This is a genomic window from Pseudovibrio sp. Ad5, from assembly GCF_001623095.1.
Classification (GTDB): domain Bacteria; phylum Pseudomonadota; class Alphaproteobacteria; order Rhizobiales; family Stappiaceae; genus Pseudovibrio.
In genome coordinates, this window is record NZ_LMCH01000015.1 from 74,391 (window position 1) to 92,608 (window position 18,218).

At 50.7% G+C, this 18,218-nt stretch carries 12 protein-coding genes; 9 read left to right on the top strand and 3 right to left on the bottom strand.

All coding sequences use genetic code 11. The features are described from left to right. Positions 1-12: 12 nt before the first annotated feature. The 4 genes from PsAD5_RS09145 (at position 13) to PsAD5_RS09160 (ending at position 5,748) form a co-directional block, all read left to right on the top strand. The gene (locus PsAD5_RS09145) at positions 13-1,104 is read left to right on the top strand and encodes an AI-2E family transporter (RefSeq protein WP_057465336.1); all 1,092 of its coding nucleotides are present in this window, start codon (positions 13-15) and stop codon (positions 1,102-1,104) included. Then, on the top strand, positions 1,101-1,781 hold the full coding sequence (locus tag PsAD5_RS09150; protein WP_063291877.1) for a DnaA ATPase domain-containing protein: 681 nt from the start codon (positions 1,101-1,103) through the stop codon (positions 1,779-1,781). The genes PsAD5_RS09145 and PsAD5_RS09150 overlap by 4 nt, the downstream gene beginning before the upstream one ends. Before the next feature lie 252 nt (positions 1,782-2,033). Next, on the top strand, positions 2,034-4,247 hold the full coding sequence (locus PsAD5_RS09155; protein ID WP_208980945.1) for an RNA degradosome polyphosphate kinase: 2,214 nt from the start codon (positions 2,034-2,036) through the stop codon (positions 4,245-4,247). After that, positions 4,225-5,748 carry a Ppx/GppA phosphatase family protein gene (locus PsAD5_RS09160; RefSeq protein ID WP_084405929.1) on the top strand — a complete coding sequence of 508 codons (1,524 nt, stop codon included), beginning with the start codon at positions 4,225-4,227 and terminating at the stop codon, positions 5,746-5,748. The genes PsAD5_RS09155 and PsAD5_RS09160 overlap by 23 nt, the downstream gene beginning before the upstream one ends. A gap of 92 nt (positions 5,749-5,840) precedes the next feature. On the opposite strand, the gene rnd is transcribed toward PsAD5_RS09160, so the two are convergent. Further along, the gene (gene rnd / locus PsAD5_RS09165; protein WP_063291879.1) at positions 5,841-7,064 is read right to left on the bottom strand and encodes a ribonuclease D; all 1,224 of its coding nucleotides are present in this window, start codon (positions 7,062-7,064) and stop codon (positions 5,841-5,843) included. A 297-nt stretch (positions 7,065-7,361) separates the two neighbouring features. Here rnd and aspS point away from each other — a divergent pair, with 297 nt between their 5' ends. Further along, the gene (gene aspS / locus PsAD5_RS09170) at positions 7,362-9,146 is read left to right on the top strand and encodes an aspartate--tRNA ligase (protein ID WP_063291880.1); all 1,785 of its coding nucleotides are present in this window, start codon (positions 7,362-7,364) and stop codon (positions 9,144-9,146) included. A gap of 155 nt (positions 9,147-9,301) precedes the next feature. After that, a complete protein-coding gene (locus tag PsAD5_RS09175; protein WP_063291881.1) occupies positions 9,302-11,107 on the top strand; it encodes an ABC transporter ATP-binding protein in 1,806 nt (601 codons plus the stop codon). A gap of 111 nt (positions 11,108-11,218) precedes the next feature. On the opposite strand, the gene PsAD5_RS09180 is transcribed toward PsAD5_RS09175, so the two are convergent. Together PsAD5_RS09180 and PsAD5_RS09185 are read right to left on the bottom strand one after the other, a co-directional pair. Next, entirely contained in the window at positions 11,219-13,336 is a 2,118-nt protein-coding gene (locus PsAD5_RS09180) for a hypothetical protein (protein ID WP_063291882.1), read from the bottom strand. 37 nt (positions 13,337-13,373) lie between these two features. Next, positions 13,374-14,567, bottom strand: a complete 1,194-nt coding sequence (locus tag PsAD5_RS09185; RefSeq protein ID WP_063291883.1) for a hypothetical protein — start codon at positions 14,565-14,567, stop codon at positions 13,374-13,376. A 250-nt stretch (positions 14,568-14,817) separates the two neighbouring features. On the opposite strand from PsAD5_RS09185, the gene PsAD5_RS09190 reads away from it, so the two are divergent. From PsAD5_RS09190 to PsAD5_RS09200, 3 genes are all read left to right on the top strand, one after another. Beyond that, positions 14,818-16,467, top strand: a complete 1,650-nt coding sequence (locus PsAD5_RS09190) for an EAL domain-containing protein (RefSeq protein ID WP_063291884.1) — start codon at positions 14,818-14,820, stop codon at positions 16,465-16,467. A 340-nt stretch (positions 16,468-16,807) separates the two neighbouring features. Continuing rightward, positions 16,808-17,620, top strand: coding sequence for a ferredoxin--NADP reductase (locus PsAD5_RS09195; protein ID WP_063291885.1), 813 nt, complete (start codon positions 16,808-16,810; stop codon positions 17,618-17,620). Between the two features lie 53 nt (positions 17,621-17,673). Then, on the top strand, positions 17,674-18,207 hold the full coding sequence (locus PsAD5_RS09200; protein WP_063291886.1) for a regulatory protein RecX: 534 nt from the start codon (positions 17,674-17,676) through the stop codon (positions 18,205-18,207). The last annotated feature ends 11 nt before the right edge of the window (positions 18,208-18,218 follow it).

An 18,218-nucleotide genomic window follows, 5' to 3' on the forward strand; every position in this document is an offset into this window, starting at 1 on the left:
TGGAGATAGTTTATGAGTACAAACAAACGGTTATTCTTCTGGTTGCTGGCTTTTATAGCCTTCATCCTGTTCTTGTCGGTGTTTCAAAGCATCCTTCTACCGTTTGTCGCAGGTATGGCCTTGGCCTATCTTCTCGATCCAATTGCGGATTATCTGGAAACCCACGGGTTCGGGCGTATCTGGGCAACTGTTACGATCCTGCTGATATTCCTGATCGTTTTCACTGCAGCACTGCTGATCCTTCTGCCAATTCTCGGCAAACAGCTGATCGCGTTTCTGGACTACCTGCCTGAACTGGCCGGAAATCTTGAAAATTTGCTGCGCGAAAGCCTTGGGCCACAAATGGACAGACTTGCAAACCTGTCAGGCCAAACCAACAAAATCGACTGGGGTGCCTTCGTCGGGCAGGCCGCAAACTTCGTTGGCGGGCTGCTGTCGTCCATCTGGAGCGGCGGGCAAGCACTTATTTCTATCATCGGTCTTGCCGTCGTAACACCAGTTGTCGCGTTCTATCTCCTGCTCGACTGGGACAACATGATCGAACGTATCGACAGCTGGCTGCCACGTGACTACCAGCAAACCATCCGCGCACTGGCAAGCGACATGGATTCAGTAGTGGCTGGGTTCGTTCGCGGGCAGGTGATGATGTGCCTGATACTGGGCACCTTCTACGCTGTTGCTCTGTTACTTGTTGGCCTGAAATTTGGCCTGTTGATCGGTCTCACAGCTGGCTTGATCAGTTTCATTCCTTATGTCGGCGCGATTGTCGGCTTCGGTCTGTCAATTGGTGTTGCTTTGGTCCAGTTCTGGCCTGATTATTTCATGATCGGAGCGGTGCTGGGCGTATTTGTTGTTGGTCAGTTTCTGGAGGGAAACGTCCTTCAGCCCAAACTTTTAGGTGGAAGTGTCGGTCTTCACCCTGTCTGGCTCATGTTTGCACTGTTCGCTTTTGGTTCTTTAATGGGATTTGTGGGGATGTTGATAGCAATTCCAGCTGCAGCAGTGGTTGGGGTACTAGCAAGATTTGCTCTCAGGCAATATCTTGCAAGTTCGCTATATGCAGGTCACTACAAAAATACCAATAAGACGGAAGGACTGGAATGACAGGATCGACAGGGCCACAACAATTGCCTTTGGTCTTGCCCCATGAGGAGGCTTTGGGGGTTGATGATTATCTGGTTTCAACGTCAAATCAGGCTGCATTCAATCTGATTACCAATTGGCCGGAGTGGCCATCTCCGATTGTAACCCTGCAAGGGCCGATCGGATCGGGTAAAACACATCTGGTCAACGCATGGCAGGAGCTCAGCGGAGCTCAGATCGTGGGCGGGGATGAACTGGAATTTCTCGACCTGACGGCATTGGCAGAAGCCGGGCCAGTCGCGGTTGAAGACCTGCACGCAGGTTTTGATGAAGCATCTTTGTTCCATCTGTTCAACGCAGTACGCCTGTCCGGTGGCAATATGTTGATGACCACCCGCGAGTGGCCAAACACGTTTGAACTGAAAACCAAGGATCTGGCGTCCCGTTTTCGGGCGGCGACCCCGGTGCAGGTGGAAGAACCAGACGACATGCTGCTCGCAATGGTCATGACCAAACATTTTTCAGATCGTCAGGTAACTGTTGACTCCAGTGTGATAGATTACCTCGTGATAAGAATTGAACGGTCACTGGATGCAGCACGCAACGTTGTAGACATGCTGGACAGACATGCATTGGCGAAGGGTCGAAAGATCTCCCGCGTCATGGCCTCCAAAATTCTGGAGAGCATGGGCGAGTAGGAACCAAGGCGTATCTCCGAAAAGTGGTTGCCGGTTTTCGGCTCCAGATACGCTTGTAAATAATGCTGAGAGCTTGCTGCTGCACTGCAACATGCTCTAAGCTTTATTTTCCCGTCAAAAATGTATGGTCTAAATGACCAGAATCATACAACGGACAGCGCAATCGTCAGATATTCTAAGGGCGAGGTGCGCCCATACAGGTGACCCGGTCCACGGGCTGCGGAGGTACATGGAATGAATGAGTTTACGGAAATGAACGCTTTGGAAGACGAGACCACTGACACCGCAGATTTTGAGGTGAGTGCAGGGCTGGCTCTGATGCAAAAACCAGAGCGCTTTGTAAACCGTGAACTCTCGTGGTTGCAGTTCAACCGCCGTGTTCTGGAAGAATCCATGAACCCGAGCCATCCGCTTTTGGAGCGGCTCCGGTTCCTGTCCATCTCTGCCAACAACCTTGATGAGTTCTTCATGGTGCGTGTTGCTGGCCTGCGCGGTCAGCAGCGAGCGGATGTGACGACCATTTCTGATGATGGTCTGACCTCGACCGAACAGCTGGAGCAAATCTCTGTTGAGGTGAGCAAGCTTCAAAGTGAGCAGCAAGCCCGCTTCCGTCAACTGCGCTCTGAGCTGGCTGATGAGGGTATCTTCATCGTTGAAGCGCAGAACATGAGCCAGTCTGAAACGGATTGGCTGGAAGACTACTTTCTTCAGCATATTTTTCCGGTTCTAACCCCGTTGGCTATTGATCCGGCGCATCCTTTCCCGTTCATCCCAAATCTGGGCTTTTCGCTGATCCTGGATCTGCGTCCGGTGGATGGAGGCGCAGGTATGACTGCGCTGCTGCGCATGCCAAGCCAGATTGGCCGCTTTGTTGTCCTGCCAACACCGCGTGATGCCGGGCCAAAAGCAACACGTTTCATTCCAATTGAGACGATCATCTCGTTGTTCATCGGCAATCTCTTCCCCGGATATGAAGTTTGCGGCAAAGGCGCGTTCCGCGTCTTGCGCGACTCCGATTTGGAAATCGAGGAAGAAGCGGAAGATCTGGTGCGCGTTTTTGAAACCGCCCTGAAACGCCGCCGCCGCGGATCTGTGATCCGCATGGAAATTGAAGAAAGCACACCAGAAAGTCTGCGTGCCTTCGTTGCAAATGAGCTTGAAGTCACCGAAGAGGAAACCTTCCTTGCCAACGGTCTTTTGGCGCTGAATGACCTGTCTCAGGCTGTGAACGTCAAACGCGACGACCTCAAGTTCCCGCCATACACCCCACGTTACCCGGAACGCATCCGCGAACACGGCGGGGATTGTTTTGCGGCTATCCAACAAAAAGACATTCTCATCCATCATCCCTACGAGAGCTTCGACGTTGTCGTTCAGTTCCTCCGCCAAGCCGCTCAGGACCCGGATGTCGTCGCAATCAAGCAAACGCTGTACCGTACATCCAACAACTCCCCGATCGTCAAAGCCCTTGCAGAAGCTGCAGAAGCTGGCAAATCCGTCACCGCGCTTGTCGAACTCAAAGCCCGCTTTGACGAAGAAGCCAACATCCGTTGGGCACGAGATCTGGAACGCGCTGGAGTACAGGTCGTCTTCGGCTTCCTTGAGCTGAAAACTCATGCAAAAGTCTCCATGGTTGTCCGCCGTGAGCAGGGTGGTTTGAGAACCTACTGCCACTTCGGCACCGGCAATTATCACCCAATCACAGCACGCATCTATACCGATCTGTCCTACTTTACCGCAGAGCCAGCGATGGCACGCGATGCTGCTAAGGTGTTCAATTACATCACAGGTTACGCAGAGCCGGGCGAGCTGGAGCGACTGGCCGTTTCTCCAATGAGCCTGCGCAAGCGCATCATTCAGCACACAGAAGAAGAGATTGCCCACACCAAGGCAGGTCGTCCAGGTCAGATCTGGATGAAGATGAACTCTCTTGTCGATCCAGGTGTCATTGATGCATTGTACCGGGCCAGTCAGGCAGGGGTACAAATTGATTTGGTCGTGCGCGGTATTTGCTGCTTGCGGGCAGGCGTGCCGGGGCTCTCTGACAACATCCGCGCGAAATCAATTGTGGGAAGATTTCTTGAGCACAGCCGTATCTTCTGCTTTGGCAATGGTCACGGGTTGCCCTCTGATGAAGCCCATGTCTATATCTCATCAGCGGATATGATGCCGCGCAATCTGGATCGTCGGGTCGAGACCCTTGTTCCTGTTAAAACGCCAACAGTACACAAGCAGATTCTTGATCAGATCATGGTTGCAAATCTAGAAGATAATCAACAAAGCTGGCGTCTGCTTCCAGACGGTAGTCATGAGCGCATTGTTGCAGAACCAGACGAAGATCCGTTCAACGCACACAAGTTCTTTATGACGAACCCATCTCTGTCTGGTCGTGGTAGCTCGCTACAGGGCGATAGCCCAAAACTTTTTGTAGAACGGCCAAATAGTGACAGATATCTCGACGAGTGATGAGCCTCGAGGACGATTTGCAGACCCGGGACCAATAGCAATCATTGATATTGGTTCCAACTCTGTCCGTCTTGTAATTTATGAAAGACTGGCGCGTAACCCGACAGCGTTGTTCAATGAAAAAATCCTGGCAGGACTGGGGCGCGGCGTAGGCGCGACTGGTCGTCTGGGTGAAGAAAATGTTGCCACCGCACTGCGTGCCTTGGTGCGGTTTCGCCGTGTTTGCGATCATGTGGGTGTCATCAAACTGCACATTCTGGCAACAGCAGCAGCTCGCGAAGCTGAAAATGGCGCCGAGTTCATTGCAAAAGTAGAAAACATCTGCCGTGCCAACGTTCAGATCCTGTCTGGCCGTGATGAGGCATTCTACTCAGCAATGGGGGTTTTCTCCGGTTTCTGGCGGGCAGACGGCCTTGTCGGAGACTTGGGCGGCGGATCATTAGAGCTGGTCGACATCAGTGCTCATGGCATCGGTGACGGACGCACATTTCCGCTTGGCGGCATTCGGCTGCAGGAATCCTCAGAAAAAGATCTGGCACTGGCCAATGAGATCGCCCGTGAAGAGCTGGAAAAAGCAGACTGGCTGGGTAAGGCAAAAGACCGCAATTTCTATGCGATTGGCGGAACGTGGCGTTCACTTGGCCGTTTGCACTTGTATCAACAGGGCTATCCGCTGCATGTGATGCATGACTACACAGTGCCTGCTGAAGTCATGATTGATTTCTGCGAGCAGCTCATGCGGGATGACCTGAGCAACGAGCCAAGCATTCAGGTGATCTCAAAAGCGCGTCGTGGATTGTTGCCATACGGTGCAACGGTGATGCGGCAGACCTTGTTGCATTGTCAGGCAGATCAGGTCGTCTTTTCTGCACTCGGCGTGCGGGAAGGGTACTTGTATGATCAGCTTGATGAAGACGGCAAAAAGCAAGACCCTTTGCTCACAGCAGCCCACGAGTTGGGTGTGCTGCGTGCCCGTGATCCCTCATATTCAGCCGAAGTGGTTGAGTGGAGCGAGCAGGCCATGCGTGTGGCTGGTGTGGACGAAAGCGAAGGCGAACGCCGCCTGCGCATTGCGGCCTGTCAGCTAACGGATATCGGCTGGCGTGCGCATCCGGATTACCGTGGTCAGCAATCACTGAACATTATTTCTAATGGTGGCTTTGTAGGCATTGATCATGCGGGCAGGGCATATCTGGCGCTGACAGTGTTCTATCGCTACGAAGGCCTGATGGATGATGCGCTTTCGCCTGCCATTCGCAGTCTGAGTAATCCACGCCTCATGAAGCTGGCACGTATGCTTGGCGCGACGCTGCGTGTTGCAGCATTGATCAGCGCCTCCATGAATGGCGTGTTGCTCAAGAGCAAGCTGTCGCTGGTGAACGACAAACTCGTGCTGGCTCTCCCTGCAGAACTTGCAGACATGCAAGGGGATCGTTTGACCAAACGCCTGAACCAACTCGGACGTGTTATGGATCTGGAAGCCGAAGTCAGAGTGCTCTAGGAAATCTGAGACAGATGCAAGAAAGCCCCGACAAGTTTTGCCGGGGCTTTCTTATTTATCAGTAAGTTATGATGAGTAGTGGTTTCAAATTCTTAATCAGGCTTTGGCTTGTTATTCTTGTTGCCACCACGACGGCGAGAACTGTTTTCAACACGCTCAACCGGTTCACCTTGTTCGCAAATGACGACCTGACGGCCATTAAAAGCAAGGCCGATTTCGCCTTTTTTCAAGCGTAGCGCATCTTCACCAAAAAGCTCTCGGCGCCAGCCGGAAAGAGCCTGAACCTGCGCATCACCACTTGATGCAATCTTGTCCAGATCATCGACCGTCGCGATAACTTTTGGTGCCACACCAAAGCTCTCGCTCTTCATCTTCAAAAGCACCTTCAGCAAATCAACAGCTGCAGACGCTCCGTCCGGAGAAGGCCGCCCTTTTGGAACTTCTGGCAGATCGTCCTCGGAAATCTCCATGGCGCGTTTAACCGCGTTGAGAATGTCCTCAGCATGTCTGGAGCGTTCAAAACCACGTGGAATTGTGCGCAAGTGCCCCAAAGCTTCAGATGTCTGAGGCTTCTGCGTTGCAACCTCAAAAATCGCATCATCTTTGATAACGCGGCTACGAGGAATGTCACGCTTTTGCGCTTCCTGTTCACGCCAGAAGGCCAGTTCCTTTAAGACAGCCAGATCGCGTGGTTTGCGGACGCGCAACTTCATGCGCTGCCAGGCCTTCGCAGGATCACTGCGGTAGGTGTCGATGGAAGACAGCGTTGCCATCTCATCTTCAACCCAGTGGTTGCGGCCCTTCTGTTCCAGTTGCTCTTTCAGGAACTGGTAGACGTCGCGCAAGTGGGTCACATCAGCCAGTGCATAAGCAAGCTGTTTGTTCGTCAAAGGTCGCCGTGACCAATCTGTAAACCGGGATGATTTGTCGATCCGCTCACCCGTCACTTTCGAAACAAGTTGGTCGTAGGAAACTGAATCCCCAAAGCCGCAAACCATGGCTGCAACCTGACTGTCGAAGAGAGGTGAGGGCACAAAGCCACCCAGATGGTAGATTATTTCAATATCTTGCCGTGCAGCATGGAACACCTTCACGATGTCCGTATTGCGCATCAATGCAAAAAAAGGTTCAAGATCCAGATCTTCAGCCAGAGCATCAACCAACACAGCATTATCTGGATTGGCAATCTGAATGACGCAGAGTTTTGGCCAGAAGGTCGTTTCCCGCAAAAACTCGGTATCAACTGTTACGAAATCTGAATTAGCAAGCTTGGCACACGCTTGCGCAAGCTCTTCTGTAGTTGTGATCATCTTCATGGTGTCAAAGTCTATAGCGTAAGCGAACGGGCTTGTCCCTATCTAAGTTTCTCGTTTTCTCATCAAGTGGTTGTAAATGTCGATTTTTGCTCTCTATGAACCAAAGGGTCGCAGCCAGAGCCTCGCGAAAACCACGTAGGTAGAGGAAACTCGGGAAATGTCCGCAAGAAACAGCGCCAAAGTTACAGACTTACTTGACTTTAGGATGCTGACATGTCTTTTCCAGCCGGATGACCTTTTGACGAGGTCAACCAGTTTCTGAATTTTATGATTCACTAGATTACCACTGAGGACGCTATGCATCGTTATCGAAGCCATACCTGCGGAGAGCTGCGGGCGAATAATGTAGGTGAAACCACTCGCCTTTCTGGCTGGGTGCACCGTGTACGCGATCACGGCGGCCTGCTGTTCATCGACTTGCGTGACCATTACGGCCTTACGCAGTGTGTTGTTGATCCGGACTCCCCAGCATTTAAACTGGCTGAAACCGTACGTTCCGAATGGTGCATCCGCATCGATGGTGACATTAAGAAGCGCTCTGACGATACCGTCAACAAGGGCCTTGGCACCGGCGAGATCGAAATTTTCATTCGTGATATGGAAGTTTTGGGCGACTCTCAAGAGCTGCCTTTGCCAGTATTCGGTGAGTTGGAATACCCAGAAGATATTCGTCTAAAGTACCGTTTCCTCGACCTGCGTCGCGACACTCTGCACGCAAACCTGATGACACGGACCAAGATCATCAATTCCATGCGTCGTCGCATGAATGATGCTGAGTTCAACGAATTCCAGACACCAATTCTGACGGCTTCTTCCCCAGAAGGCGCGCGCGATTTCTTGGTGCCTTCCCGTATTCACCCTGGTAAGTTTTACGCGTTGCCACAGGCTCCCCAGCAGTTCAAACAGCTGCTTATGATGTCTGGCTTTGATAAATACTTCCAGATTGCACCTTGCTTCCGTGATGAAGATCCACGCGCTGACCGTCTGCCAGGCGAGTTCTACCAGCTCGACGTGGAAATGAGCTTTGTTACTCAGGAAGACGTGCTGACCACCATGGAACCAGTTATCCGTGGTGTGTTTGATGAATTCTCTGAAGGTAAGCCAGTTACCAAAGAATTCCCACGCATTCCTTACGCAGAAGCGATCCGCAAATACGGCTCCGATAAGCCGGATCTGCGTAACCCGATCGAAATGCAGGACGTGACTGAACACTTCGCAGGCTCCGGCTTTAAAGTGTTTGCACGTATGATCGAGAGCGATCCAAAGGTTCAGGTCTGGGCAATCCCAGCTCCAAAGGGCGGTTCCCGCGCATTCTGTGATCGCATGAACTCATGGGCACAGAGCGAAGGCCAACCAGGCCTTGGTTATATCTTCTTCCGTAAAGAAGAAGACGCAATCGCCGGTGCTGGCCCAATTGCGAAAAACATCGGTACAGAGCGCACTGAAGCAGTCCGCACCCAGCTTGGTCTGGATGAAGGCGATGCGGTGTTCTTTGCAGCTGGCGATCCTAAAAAGTTCGCAGACTTCGCTGGCAAAGCGCGTACTCGCGCTGCTGAAGAGCTGAACCTGATTGATGAAGACCAGTTCGCACTGTGTTGGATTGTTGACTTCCCAATGTACGAATGGGACGAAGAAAACAAGAAAGTTGACTTCTGTCACAACCCATTCTCCATGCCGGAAGGTGGAATGGACGGCCTCAACAATGTTGAGCCTCTTGAACTGAACGCCTACCAGTACGACGTTGTCTGTAACGGTTATGAAATCGGCTCAGGCGCGATCCGTAACCACCAGGTCGAAGTCATGAAAAAAGCCTTCGAAATCGCTGGTTACGATGAAAGCCTGCTCGAAGAAAAATTCGGTGGCATGTTCCGCGCATTCCAGTACGGCGCGCCTCCACACGGCGGCATGGCTGCTGGCGTTGATCGTATCGTTATGCTGCTTGTTGGTGCAAAGAACCTGCGTGAGGTGACCTTGTTCCCAATGAACCAGCAGGCACAGGATTTGATGATGGGTGCTCCGGGCGATGTGTTCCCGGCACAGCTGCGCGATCTTCATATCCGCCTGAACTTGCCAGAAGCATAAGAGCCGCTGGCAGAAAAGCAGGTATGGCGGTTCACGTCATAATGTTATAAATCTCATGGAAGGGCGGTCGTAGATCTACGGTCGCCTTTTCATCTTCTACCGGTAGCAAATTAAGTCGTCATACTTAATTTCGCTGGAAAAGCTGAGGGTTTTAGGTGTTCGACGCCATAAGCAAAAAGCTGTTTGCGGATGAAGAGGGCGCTCCCAGCCTTATTCGCCGCCTTCTCCGAGAAAATTTCGGGCATTACAAATTCCAATACATGATTGCGTTTGGCTTCATGATTGTAGCTGCCGGTGCAGGTGCTGGCAGTGCAGCCATCATGAAAAACGTGATCAATCAGGTCTTTATCGACCGTGATATCACCATGGTCTACATCATCTCCGGCGCGGTGATGACCATCTTCCTGACCAAAGGCATAGCGACCTATGGTCAGACTGTTGTGCTGAGCAGGATCGGTAACTCGATTGTCGCCAAGCTCCAGCGTGACATGTTTGAAAAAGTGACCCGATTGGGGGTCAGATATTTCGACCACACGACATTTGGTGATCTGGCTACACGATTTGGACACAACACAGGCGCTGCACGCGGTGTTATGGAGCTGATCATCCTTTCCGCTGGACGGGATGTTATGTCGGTAATCGGTCTGGTCACTGTCATGGTCTGGCAGAATCCGCTGCTCTCACTCATCTCTCTGGGCATCATGCCTCCAGCTGTCTATGCTGTTTCCAAGCTTGTTCGCCGTGTGAAGAAGATTGCAAAGAGCCAGTTTGTTTCTCAGACAATCATTCTTTCCTTGGTAAAGGAAATGGCACTGGGCATTCGCGTCGTGAAGTCCTTCAACTACGAAGCAAACATGCATTCGGCGATGGACAGCGCGGTCTCCAGCGTCGAGCAACAGTCTAACAAGATCGCGAAGTTGACTGCCAGAACATCGCCATTGATGGAAACTCTGGGCGGTATTGCGATTGGGATTATTATCCTCTATGGCGGTTATAGTGTGATCGCCTTGGATCAGGATCCGGGAGCATTCTTTGCCTTCATCACAGCACTTTTGCTTGCATATGAGCCAATTAAACGCCTCGCTCGCTTTCAGGTTAATCTGAATACAAAGCTTGTTGGTGTGCGCCTGATGTACGAGCTTCTGGATATGCCAGAGGAAAATCAGAGAACCTTAGACAAGCCTGATATGAAGGTCACCAAAGGACGGATCGAGTTCAAACAAGTCGAGTTCGATTATGGTGAGACGAAAGCTCTGAATGGCCTGAGTATGGTTGCAAACTCAGGTGAGGTGACTGCCCTTGTTGGTGCATCTGGAGCAGGTAAATCAACAGTCTTCTCGTTGATTGAGCGTTTCTATGAAATTGATGAGGGCGGAGTTCTGATTGATGATCAAGACATTCGTGACTTCAACATGGAAAGTCTGCGCAGCAATATCGCAATCGTGACACAGGATACGTTCCTGTTTGATCGTACGATCAGAGAGAACATCCTTATCGGCCGTCCTGGCGCCACGGATGAGGAAGTGATTGAGGCTGCAAAGAATGCGAATGCCCACGAGTTCATCGAGAAGATGGAAAAGGGCTACGAAAGCAATGCAGGCGAGGGTGGTACACGCCTTTCCGGCGGCCAGCGTCAGCGCTTGGCGATCGCACGGGCAATGCTTTCTGACGCACCCATTCTATTGCTGGATGAAGCGACGTCTGCTTTGGATGCTGAGTCCGAAAACAAAGTACAAACCGCGCTTGCTCGGCTGATGAGGGGGCGTACCACACTCGTGATTGCGCACCGCCTTTCAACCGTTCGTGATGCAGATACGATCCATGTGTTGTCGCATGGCAAACTCTTAGAGAGCGGCACGCACGATCAGTTGTATGAGATGGATGGTTATTACAGACACCTGTGTGAACTCCAGTTCACCAATAGCAATCAAGTAACTCAAAAAGCGTCTCCGGACGCTTGATAAGGCCGACTTGAAGCGCCGTCGAGCTTTTGCAAGGCTCTTCCAGATTACAAAAAGGCCGCTGTGATATCACCTATCACAGCGGCCTTTTTGATTTCATCCTGTCTGAGCTTACTCGGTGTAGCTCACAGTTGCGCCCAGCATCTCAGGGAGCTGTTGAGGTGCAAGAGCCGCAATACCTCCAAGCTGCATGATTGGAACTGCTGTCTGCGGAGCAAGTGTCACGCGGATGTTGGTTGGCTTGGCAGCAAAGCTCTTAGCTGCTTGTGCCAGTTCCAGAGCAAATTCGGTTTCAGCCAGTGGACCAGCCTGCTGGAGCGTGCCATCAATCATCATTGAAGCCAGCAATTCAGCAGGAAGACCTGCTTGCTCTGCCTGAGTTGCAAGAAGTTCACTGATAAGCGGAGAATCCATCACTTCGATCTGTGCACCTTTGAAGGTCGCCAGAGCCACTACAGCTTCTGCCTCCTGTGGGTTTTCAAAGAGAGAACGTGGAATTCCGCCAAGCTGAATGTCAGCACGCAGTTTGATGCCGTTTTCAAGCTCAAACTCGAATTTTTCCAGCGTCAGGTCCTGAGTGTTCTCATCCCACGCAATCTTGAAGTCCTGTGTGAGGTTAACACGCTCAATGCCAAGACGGTCAAGTACACCCAGAACCATCGGCTCTTGAAGGAGTGCAGCATCAAAGCTCAGACCACCAATAACTTCAGATAGGCTTGTTGGAATCGGCCCGATGTGATTGCCCATCTCAATAGTAAGCTCACCAAGGGAGACTGGTGTTGGCAGATCTTTTGCCTGCATGTTTAGGCCAGCAAGAGAAATGCGTCCGATCGTTGGAATGGCCTTCATCGCAGCAGCAGGATCAGCTTCTGCCGCAAGAGTGCTCTCAACCATGGTACGCAGGCTAGGCCATGCAAGATCAGCTAGTTTAAAGCTGTCCAAGTCAAACACTGCATCGTCACCTTCGACCGCACCGTGCAGGCCTTCAAATTTCATCTGACCAAGACTGTTTGTTGTAAAGTCTGTGGTTGAGAAATGCTTCAGTGTTGCTTCAAAACTTGGTGCTTCGCTGTCTTTCATACGTGCGCGGATTGGATCCCACGCTTTGATGACCATGTCGTTTACGTCTGAATATGCGACGTAGTATGAGCCGAGCGCATCAAGCATGCCGAAAATCTGATCAACAGCCTCTTCTTCCTCTGGCTTGTCTTTGAGGCTCTCAAACGCAGCCCAAAGCTTGGCAGCATCACCACCTGACATGCGCACGTCTTTGGTGGTAGATTCACCAGCACTCACTTCTAGAAAACCGAATGGTTCAGAGGCGCTGGCACCTTCAGTTTTTATTGTACTTGAGAAGCTTCCAACCCGGTACTCGCTCAGCAGCCTATCAGAAGGTGCCTTGGCCGCACCAAGAAGCGCCAGAAGCGGGCGTACGTCTTGATCTTTGACTGAAAAGTCGTTGTATACCGTTTCAGAAACCGTTGAGACCTCTCGGCCATCTGTCGTCATTGAAGTTGTTGTTTTATATTCAATTTCTTCAATTGAGGCCAAAGCCACAACACCATTTTCCGCGCCGGAGTAAACGCCGTTCTTAATGGTGTATGTCCCTGTAAGTGCATCCGCCATTGCCATATCAGCGACAACTTCAACAAAACTGCTGCGGTCATAAGAAACACTGGTTGCGGCGGCGAGCAACTGCTGAAACTCTTCTGCGGTAACACCATCTGACAGAACAGGCAGGTCAACCCAGTTCACAGAATAACTGGAAATGACATAATCTTTGGCGTCAGCGATAACTTTGATGACATCGTCAGAGGCTTGAGCCTCTGCAACATTTTTGAAATTCTCTGCTTTCTCAAAAAAGCCGAGCTCAAGCTGCATCTCATCGGTGGTTACGTTTTGGAAGCTGAAGGTGTCACCGTCACGTGAAGAGCCATCATAAATCGCCTTTGGCGTCTTGATGATGTAGTAGACGCCAAGGTTAGGCTTGTCTTCATCGAGGGAAAGAGTGAACATTCCTTCGATTTTATGATCAAGAATTTCGGTCTTTGATCCGTTTTCTACCGCCTTCGCATATGTTGCAGTTTCTGCGCCATTTGCAAGGAACCAGTCATTGTACTTATCAATGAGGTCTGATGCAGGACTGGAAAGAGCAGGCTGGGCGGATAAACCTAATACAGTGATTGAAACAGCAAAAAATCCCTGCCGTTTGAAATTTTGGAAAGGCATTAAATAAACCTTTTATGGCTAGTAGGAGGGTTCCCCGCTAGTTTACATTTGCTTGAAGGGCGATGCCAAGCAAAGAAATGATGGAAGCGGGGGAAATCGCAGATACCCCAAGAATTTGTGTTACGCTTATCGGTGCCTTAGGGTTAGCACTCAGTGTGATACTCTGCGGATTTTGCAAGAAACTATAAATCGCTTCCGTAAACTCCAGCTGCTTTGCGCGATCGGGAATTTTCGCAAACTGCTTTTCTGCTTTCTCCGTCAATTGCTGTGTATAGGCAGAACGCGATTGTCCGTGTCGGTGAGCTTGACGTTCAAGCATGTCATCCAGACTGCCTTCATCGACGAGTGAGAGATTGAAGCTGGAGATGGCTGCGCTCTGTAATAAATCCAGTGCAATGACGTTATCCTTAGTGGCAAGCTCGGTGATCTGCTCAACAACTGTATCTGTAAGGCCTTCCAGTTTCAGGGAGACCTGTACAGAGAAAAGATCTTTCAGCACAACAGCTGCACTCGGAATATTGACTTCGCCCGTGTCGCCATTCCACTCACCTTCAAAGTCGATATCTGCATCCACTTGAGTCAGGCTCAACTCATCAAGCATTTGCTGTTGTGGTGGTGCAAACATGGATCGGCTCAAAGCGATATGAGCAACCTGAACACTGGCAATGATAGGGAAGCCGCCATTGTTGACGTCAAAGTCGATACTGACCCGCTCAATAGGCATAGATTGGCCCGTTGAACGATCCTGAAACAACAGTCCCATAATCTCTGCAGTGGAATAGAGTGACATGGGGAGGTTTGATGCTGGATTGCTTAGATCATTGGCATTGGGAAGATAAAGATCCGTAATCGCGATCTTGTCTGCCGTGAAGTTGAAGTCTGGTTCGTCAACCTCGAACTTCGAAGCTGCGAATGCCCCGACAAAGATCCGCCCGTCACTTTCCACGGATGCCTGAGCCAGCGCCAGATCGCCAATCTTGAAACGCTTTGTCTGATCTACATTCGGATAACCTTCAATACCGCCAATAGAAAGCACGTCATTATCGACAGTAACCGGTCCTACATGCGTCAAGGTCAACCCGCGATCCTGAAGGTTCTGAAGAAAGGCCTTTGCGACAGCATTATCAGTATTGATCTGTGCTGATGCTGCAAGAGCAAGGCAGCTGCTGAAGAGGAGGGCAAAGAAGAATACCAGGAAGGCACGATGGCGACGTAACTCAGAACTGCGCATAGCTCGGCTCCAGATTGACCGCTAAGAGGCATTTGGGTGCTAAGCTGGCATATTGAGAGTTAGGGGCGCGTGTATATCACTGCAAAAAGTCAAACCACTCTGAGAGAAAACATGGTGGAACCCTGCATTTCACAGCCATTTTGGAAAGCATCTGGGGATCGTTTAGGGTGTTTGGATGATTTTTACAGTTTTAAGTAAGCCTTAATCATAGAAATAGGTAGCCGTATTTTGCATTTTTAAGGTCGTGGTTGTGTCTCGCCATTATTTCGTATTTGTCCGCGCAATTTTGGTTGCTTTGGGATTGGCGCTCTTGCCATTGCTCATTGGCAATATGATCCTTGAGAACTTCGCGATGCATCAGGCGCGAAACGAAATGAACGCGATCGCAGATCGTTACATCTCAAGAAGCGAGGCCGCGATATCCGGTGCTGTAGAAATACTGCGCCAGATGCAGGTGAAAGGCCTGACATCCTGCACACGCCAAAATCAGGGTGAGTTTGAAAAGACCCTCTCAGAAAACGTCATCATAAACGCAATAGGGATTGTGGATCACCGCGGTGTCCCCATGTGTTATGTGCCGGCTCAGGTTCGTCGTGGAAACAGTATTCTCCCGTCTTTGAAGCCAGATGCCCCGCGTGTTGGAATTGGTATGTCCTGGATGGAGTATCAGGGTATCCGCACGGCGTTGGTCTCCTGGAAACTTAGAAATGGCTGGCGTCTGGTTGCCAATATTTCTCCAACCGTACTTGCGATCGAACCGGGCCCAGATTATCTGCGCCATGCTTCTGAAATCGAAGTCCGGTTAGGGCGCGATCATGTTTGGGTCAATCCGACAAACAACAGCAACCTTCCTGTCATCATGGGCAGCAACTTCATCGAAGAGTTTGCGGCATCAACGATCTACCCGATTAATGTGCGGATCCGAAGCGACCGCAATGCGGTCATGAGTCTAGTAGGCGAACTCAAGATCGTTGCTGTGATCGCCTGTTCAGGTATTGCTATTTTCCTGATTGCCTTGGGCGTCTGGCTTTCCTGGAAGCCAGAAAAAGATGCAGAAGACGACTTTGTTGCCTCCATCCGTAACAACGAGTTCATACCGTATTATCAGCCTGTCGTGGACATCGTAACTGGTGAGCTACAGGGCTGTGAAATGCTGATGAGATGGCAACTCCCTAACGGTAAAATGGTCTCTCCAGGTCAGTTCATGACCTATGCTGAAACATCGGGCCATATTTTCGAAATGACCCGCAGCATCATGCGCCAGTCCATTGATGATTTGGGAGAGCTCTATTCTCAACATCCGGAACTGAAGCTCTCGGTCAACCTTTTCGCTGGCCACTTCAATGATCGATCCATTGTAGACGATCTGCTGGACATCTACGAAGACTCTCCAATTGCGCTCAATCAGGTGGTCATGGAGGTGACAGAGCGTCAGCCTCTTGAAGATATTGACCTGGCGAGAAAGATCATCGCAGAGCTACAAGCCCATGGCATTCGTGTCGCTCTTGATGACGTGGGAACAGGTCATGGCGGTCTGGCTTACTTGCAAAAGCTGGGTATGGACATCGTCAAGATCGATAAGATGTTCATCGACCCACTAGGCAGCGAAGAGAATGCCTTCCGTCTGGTCGATGCCATCGCCGAACTTGCGGATACGATGAACATGGGCATCATCGCAGAGGGTGTAGAGAAGTATGAGCAAATTGTACTTTTGCGCGAGCTCGGAGTGTCTTCTGCGCAGGGGTACATCTTCTCCAAACCATTGCCAGCCCGCAAATACCTTGAGTTTGCGGAGGATATCTTCACAGATAGACGTAATCCGGTGAAGGTGCTTGAAGAAAAGAAGCAAGCTTCTGATGAAGCGCTGGATCAGATCGTTTCTCAAAACGACATCGACTAACCCAACCTACCTCTTTTTCAACACGGCTCAGATCAATGCCCACTGACGGGCATAAATCATGCCGCCATGCGCATAACTTACCGCGCTATATTGAATAATATGAATATATTCCATAATTATATGTAGCGCATGTCTGATAACCCGCTTCACTGCACTTTCCAGCAGTCTTGGCTATCTTCCCAAAGCTCAGGAAAGGGAGCCGAAAGACAGTATTCTACGGAAAGAAGCAACTGGAAAAGAAATATTCACTCGCACGCGGTTTATTAGCTGCATGTGCCTCAGCACAGCCTTCAGCTTGGGTTAGCCTTTGCCAACCTCATTAATCGGAGCAAGGCGAACGATGAACCAGATCATAAAGGGTGCGGAATTGGAGAGCGCAGTTCATGCAAATGTCTTTGTAGAAACAGTAACGGAAGTGACCCATTTCACGGACCGCCTTTTCCGGTTCAAAATCACGCGTCCTTCAAGCTTCAGATTCCGCTCTGGTGAGTTCGTCATGATCGGTTTGATGATCGACGGAAAGCCACTCTTCCGTGCATACTCAATCGCGAGCCCTTCCTGGGATGAAGAGCTGGAGTTTTTCTCCATCAAAGTTCCTGACGGCCCATTGACCCAGCACCTGCAGAAGATCAAAGAAGGCGACCATATCCTTCTGAAGAAGAAGTCCACCGGAACACTTGTGCTTGACGCACTGTCTCCGGCAAAACGTCTTTATATGTTCTCTTCTGGAACCGGCATTGCTCCATTTGCCAGCCTGATCCGTGACCCAGAGACCTATGAGAAATTCGATGAGGTGATCCTGACCCACACCACACGCGAAATCTCTGAGCTTCGCTACGGGGAGGAGCTGGTGGCTGACATCAGCAATGATCCGCTGATTGGTGAGGTCGCAACTGGTAAATTACATCTTTACAATTCTGTCACCCGCGAACGCTTTAAGCGGGAAGGGCGCATCACGCATCTAATTGAAAGTGGTAAGCTCTTTGACGATCTGTCAGTTCCAGTCTTAGACGTCGCAGAAGACCGGGCCATGATCTGCGGCTCCATGCACATGATTGCCGATACCAAGGCACTGCTGGAACAACGCGGTTTCACCGAGGGTGCCAACAACAATCCAGGTGATTTTGTTGTTGAGCGTGCGTTCGTGGGCTAAACCAAAGCGGAATATGTGATAGCTCATCTCTATTGCATTGGAGATGAGGTCACGTGGGCAAGAAAGTTTCATCTGAATATCTGCGCCGGGCAGCGCTGCATTATCTAAACAGATACAGTGCATCGGAAGACAGTCTGCGACGGGTTTTGAAGCGTAAAGTAGACAAACGGGCCAGAGAAGCAGATGAAGATCCCCACGAGTTCTATGAGCTGATTGAACCTGTGGTCACGTTTTGCCGTGATCACAAGTTTGTCGATGATCTTCAATTTGCGCAAAGCAAAATCAGATCGGCGACACTCAAAGGCAAGTCCAGCTCCCGAATAAAGCTGGAACTGAATGCCAAAGGTGTGTCTGGAGACGATATTCAGACAGCTTTTGACGATGAAAACCATGACGACCAACGTGCAGCGATTGCCTATGCCAAACGCAGGCGCCTTGGGCCGTGGCGGACAAAACCTAAAGAAGAGCGGCGGGATAAAGAGCTTAGCAGTTTGATCCGCGCAGGCTTCCCCTTTTCGCTCGCTCAAAAGATCATTGATATGACCTTGGAAGAGGCTGAAGACATCATCTATGGGCCTGTTTCCTGAAGCTTTTCTTC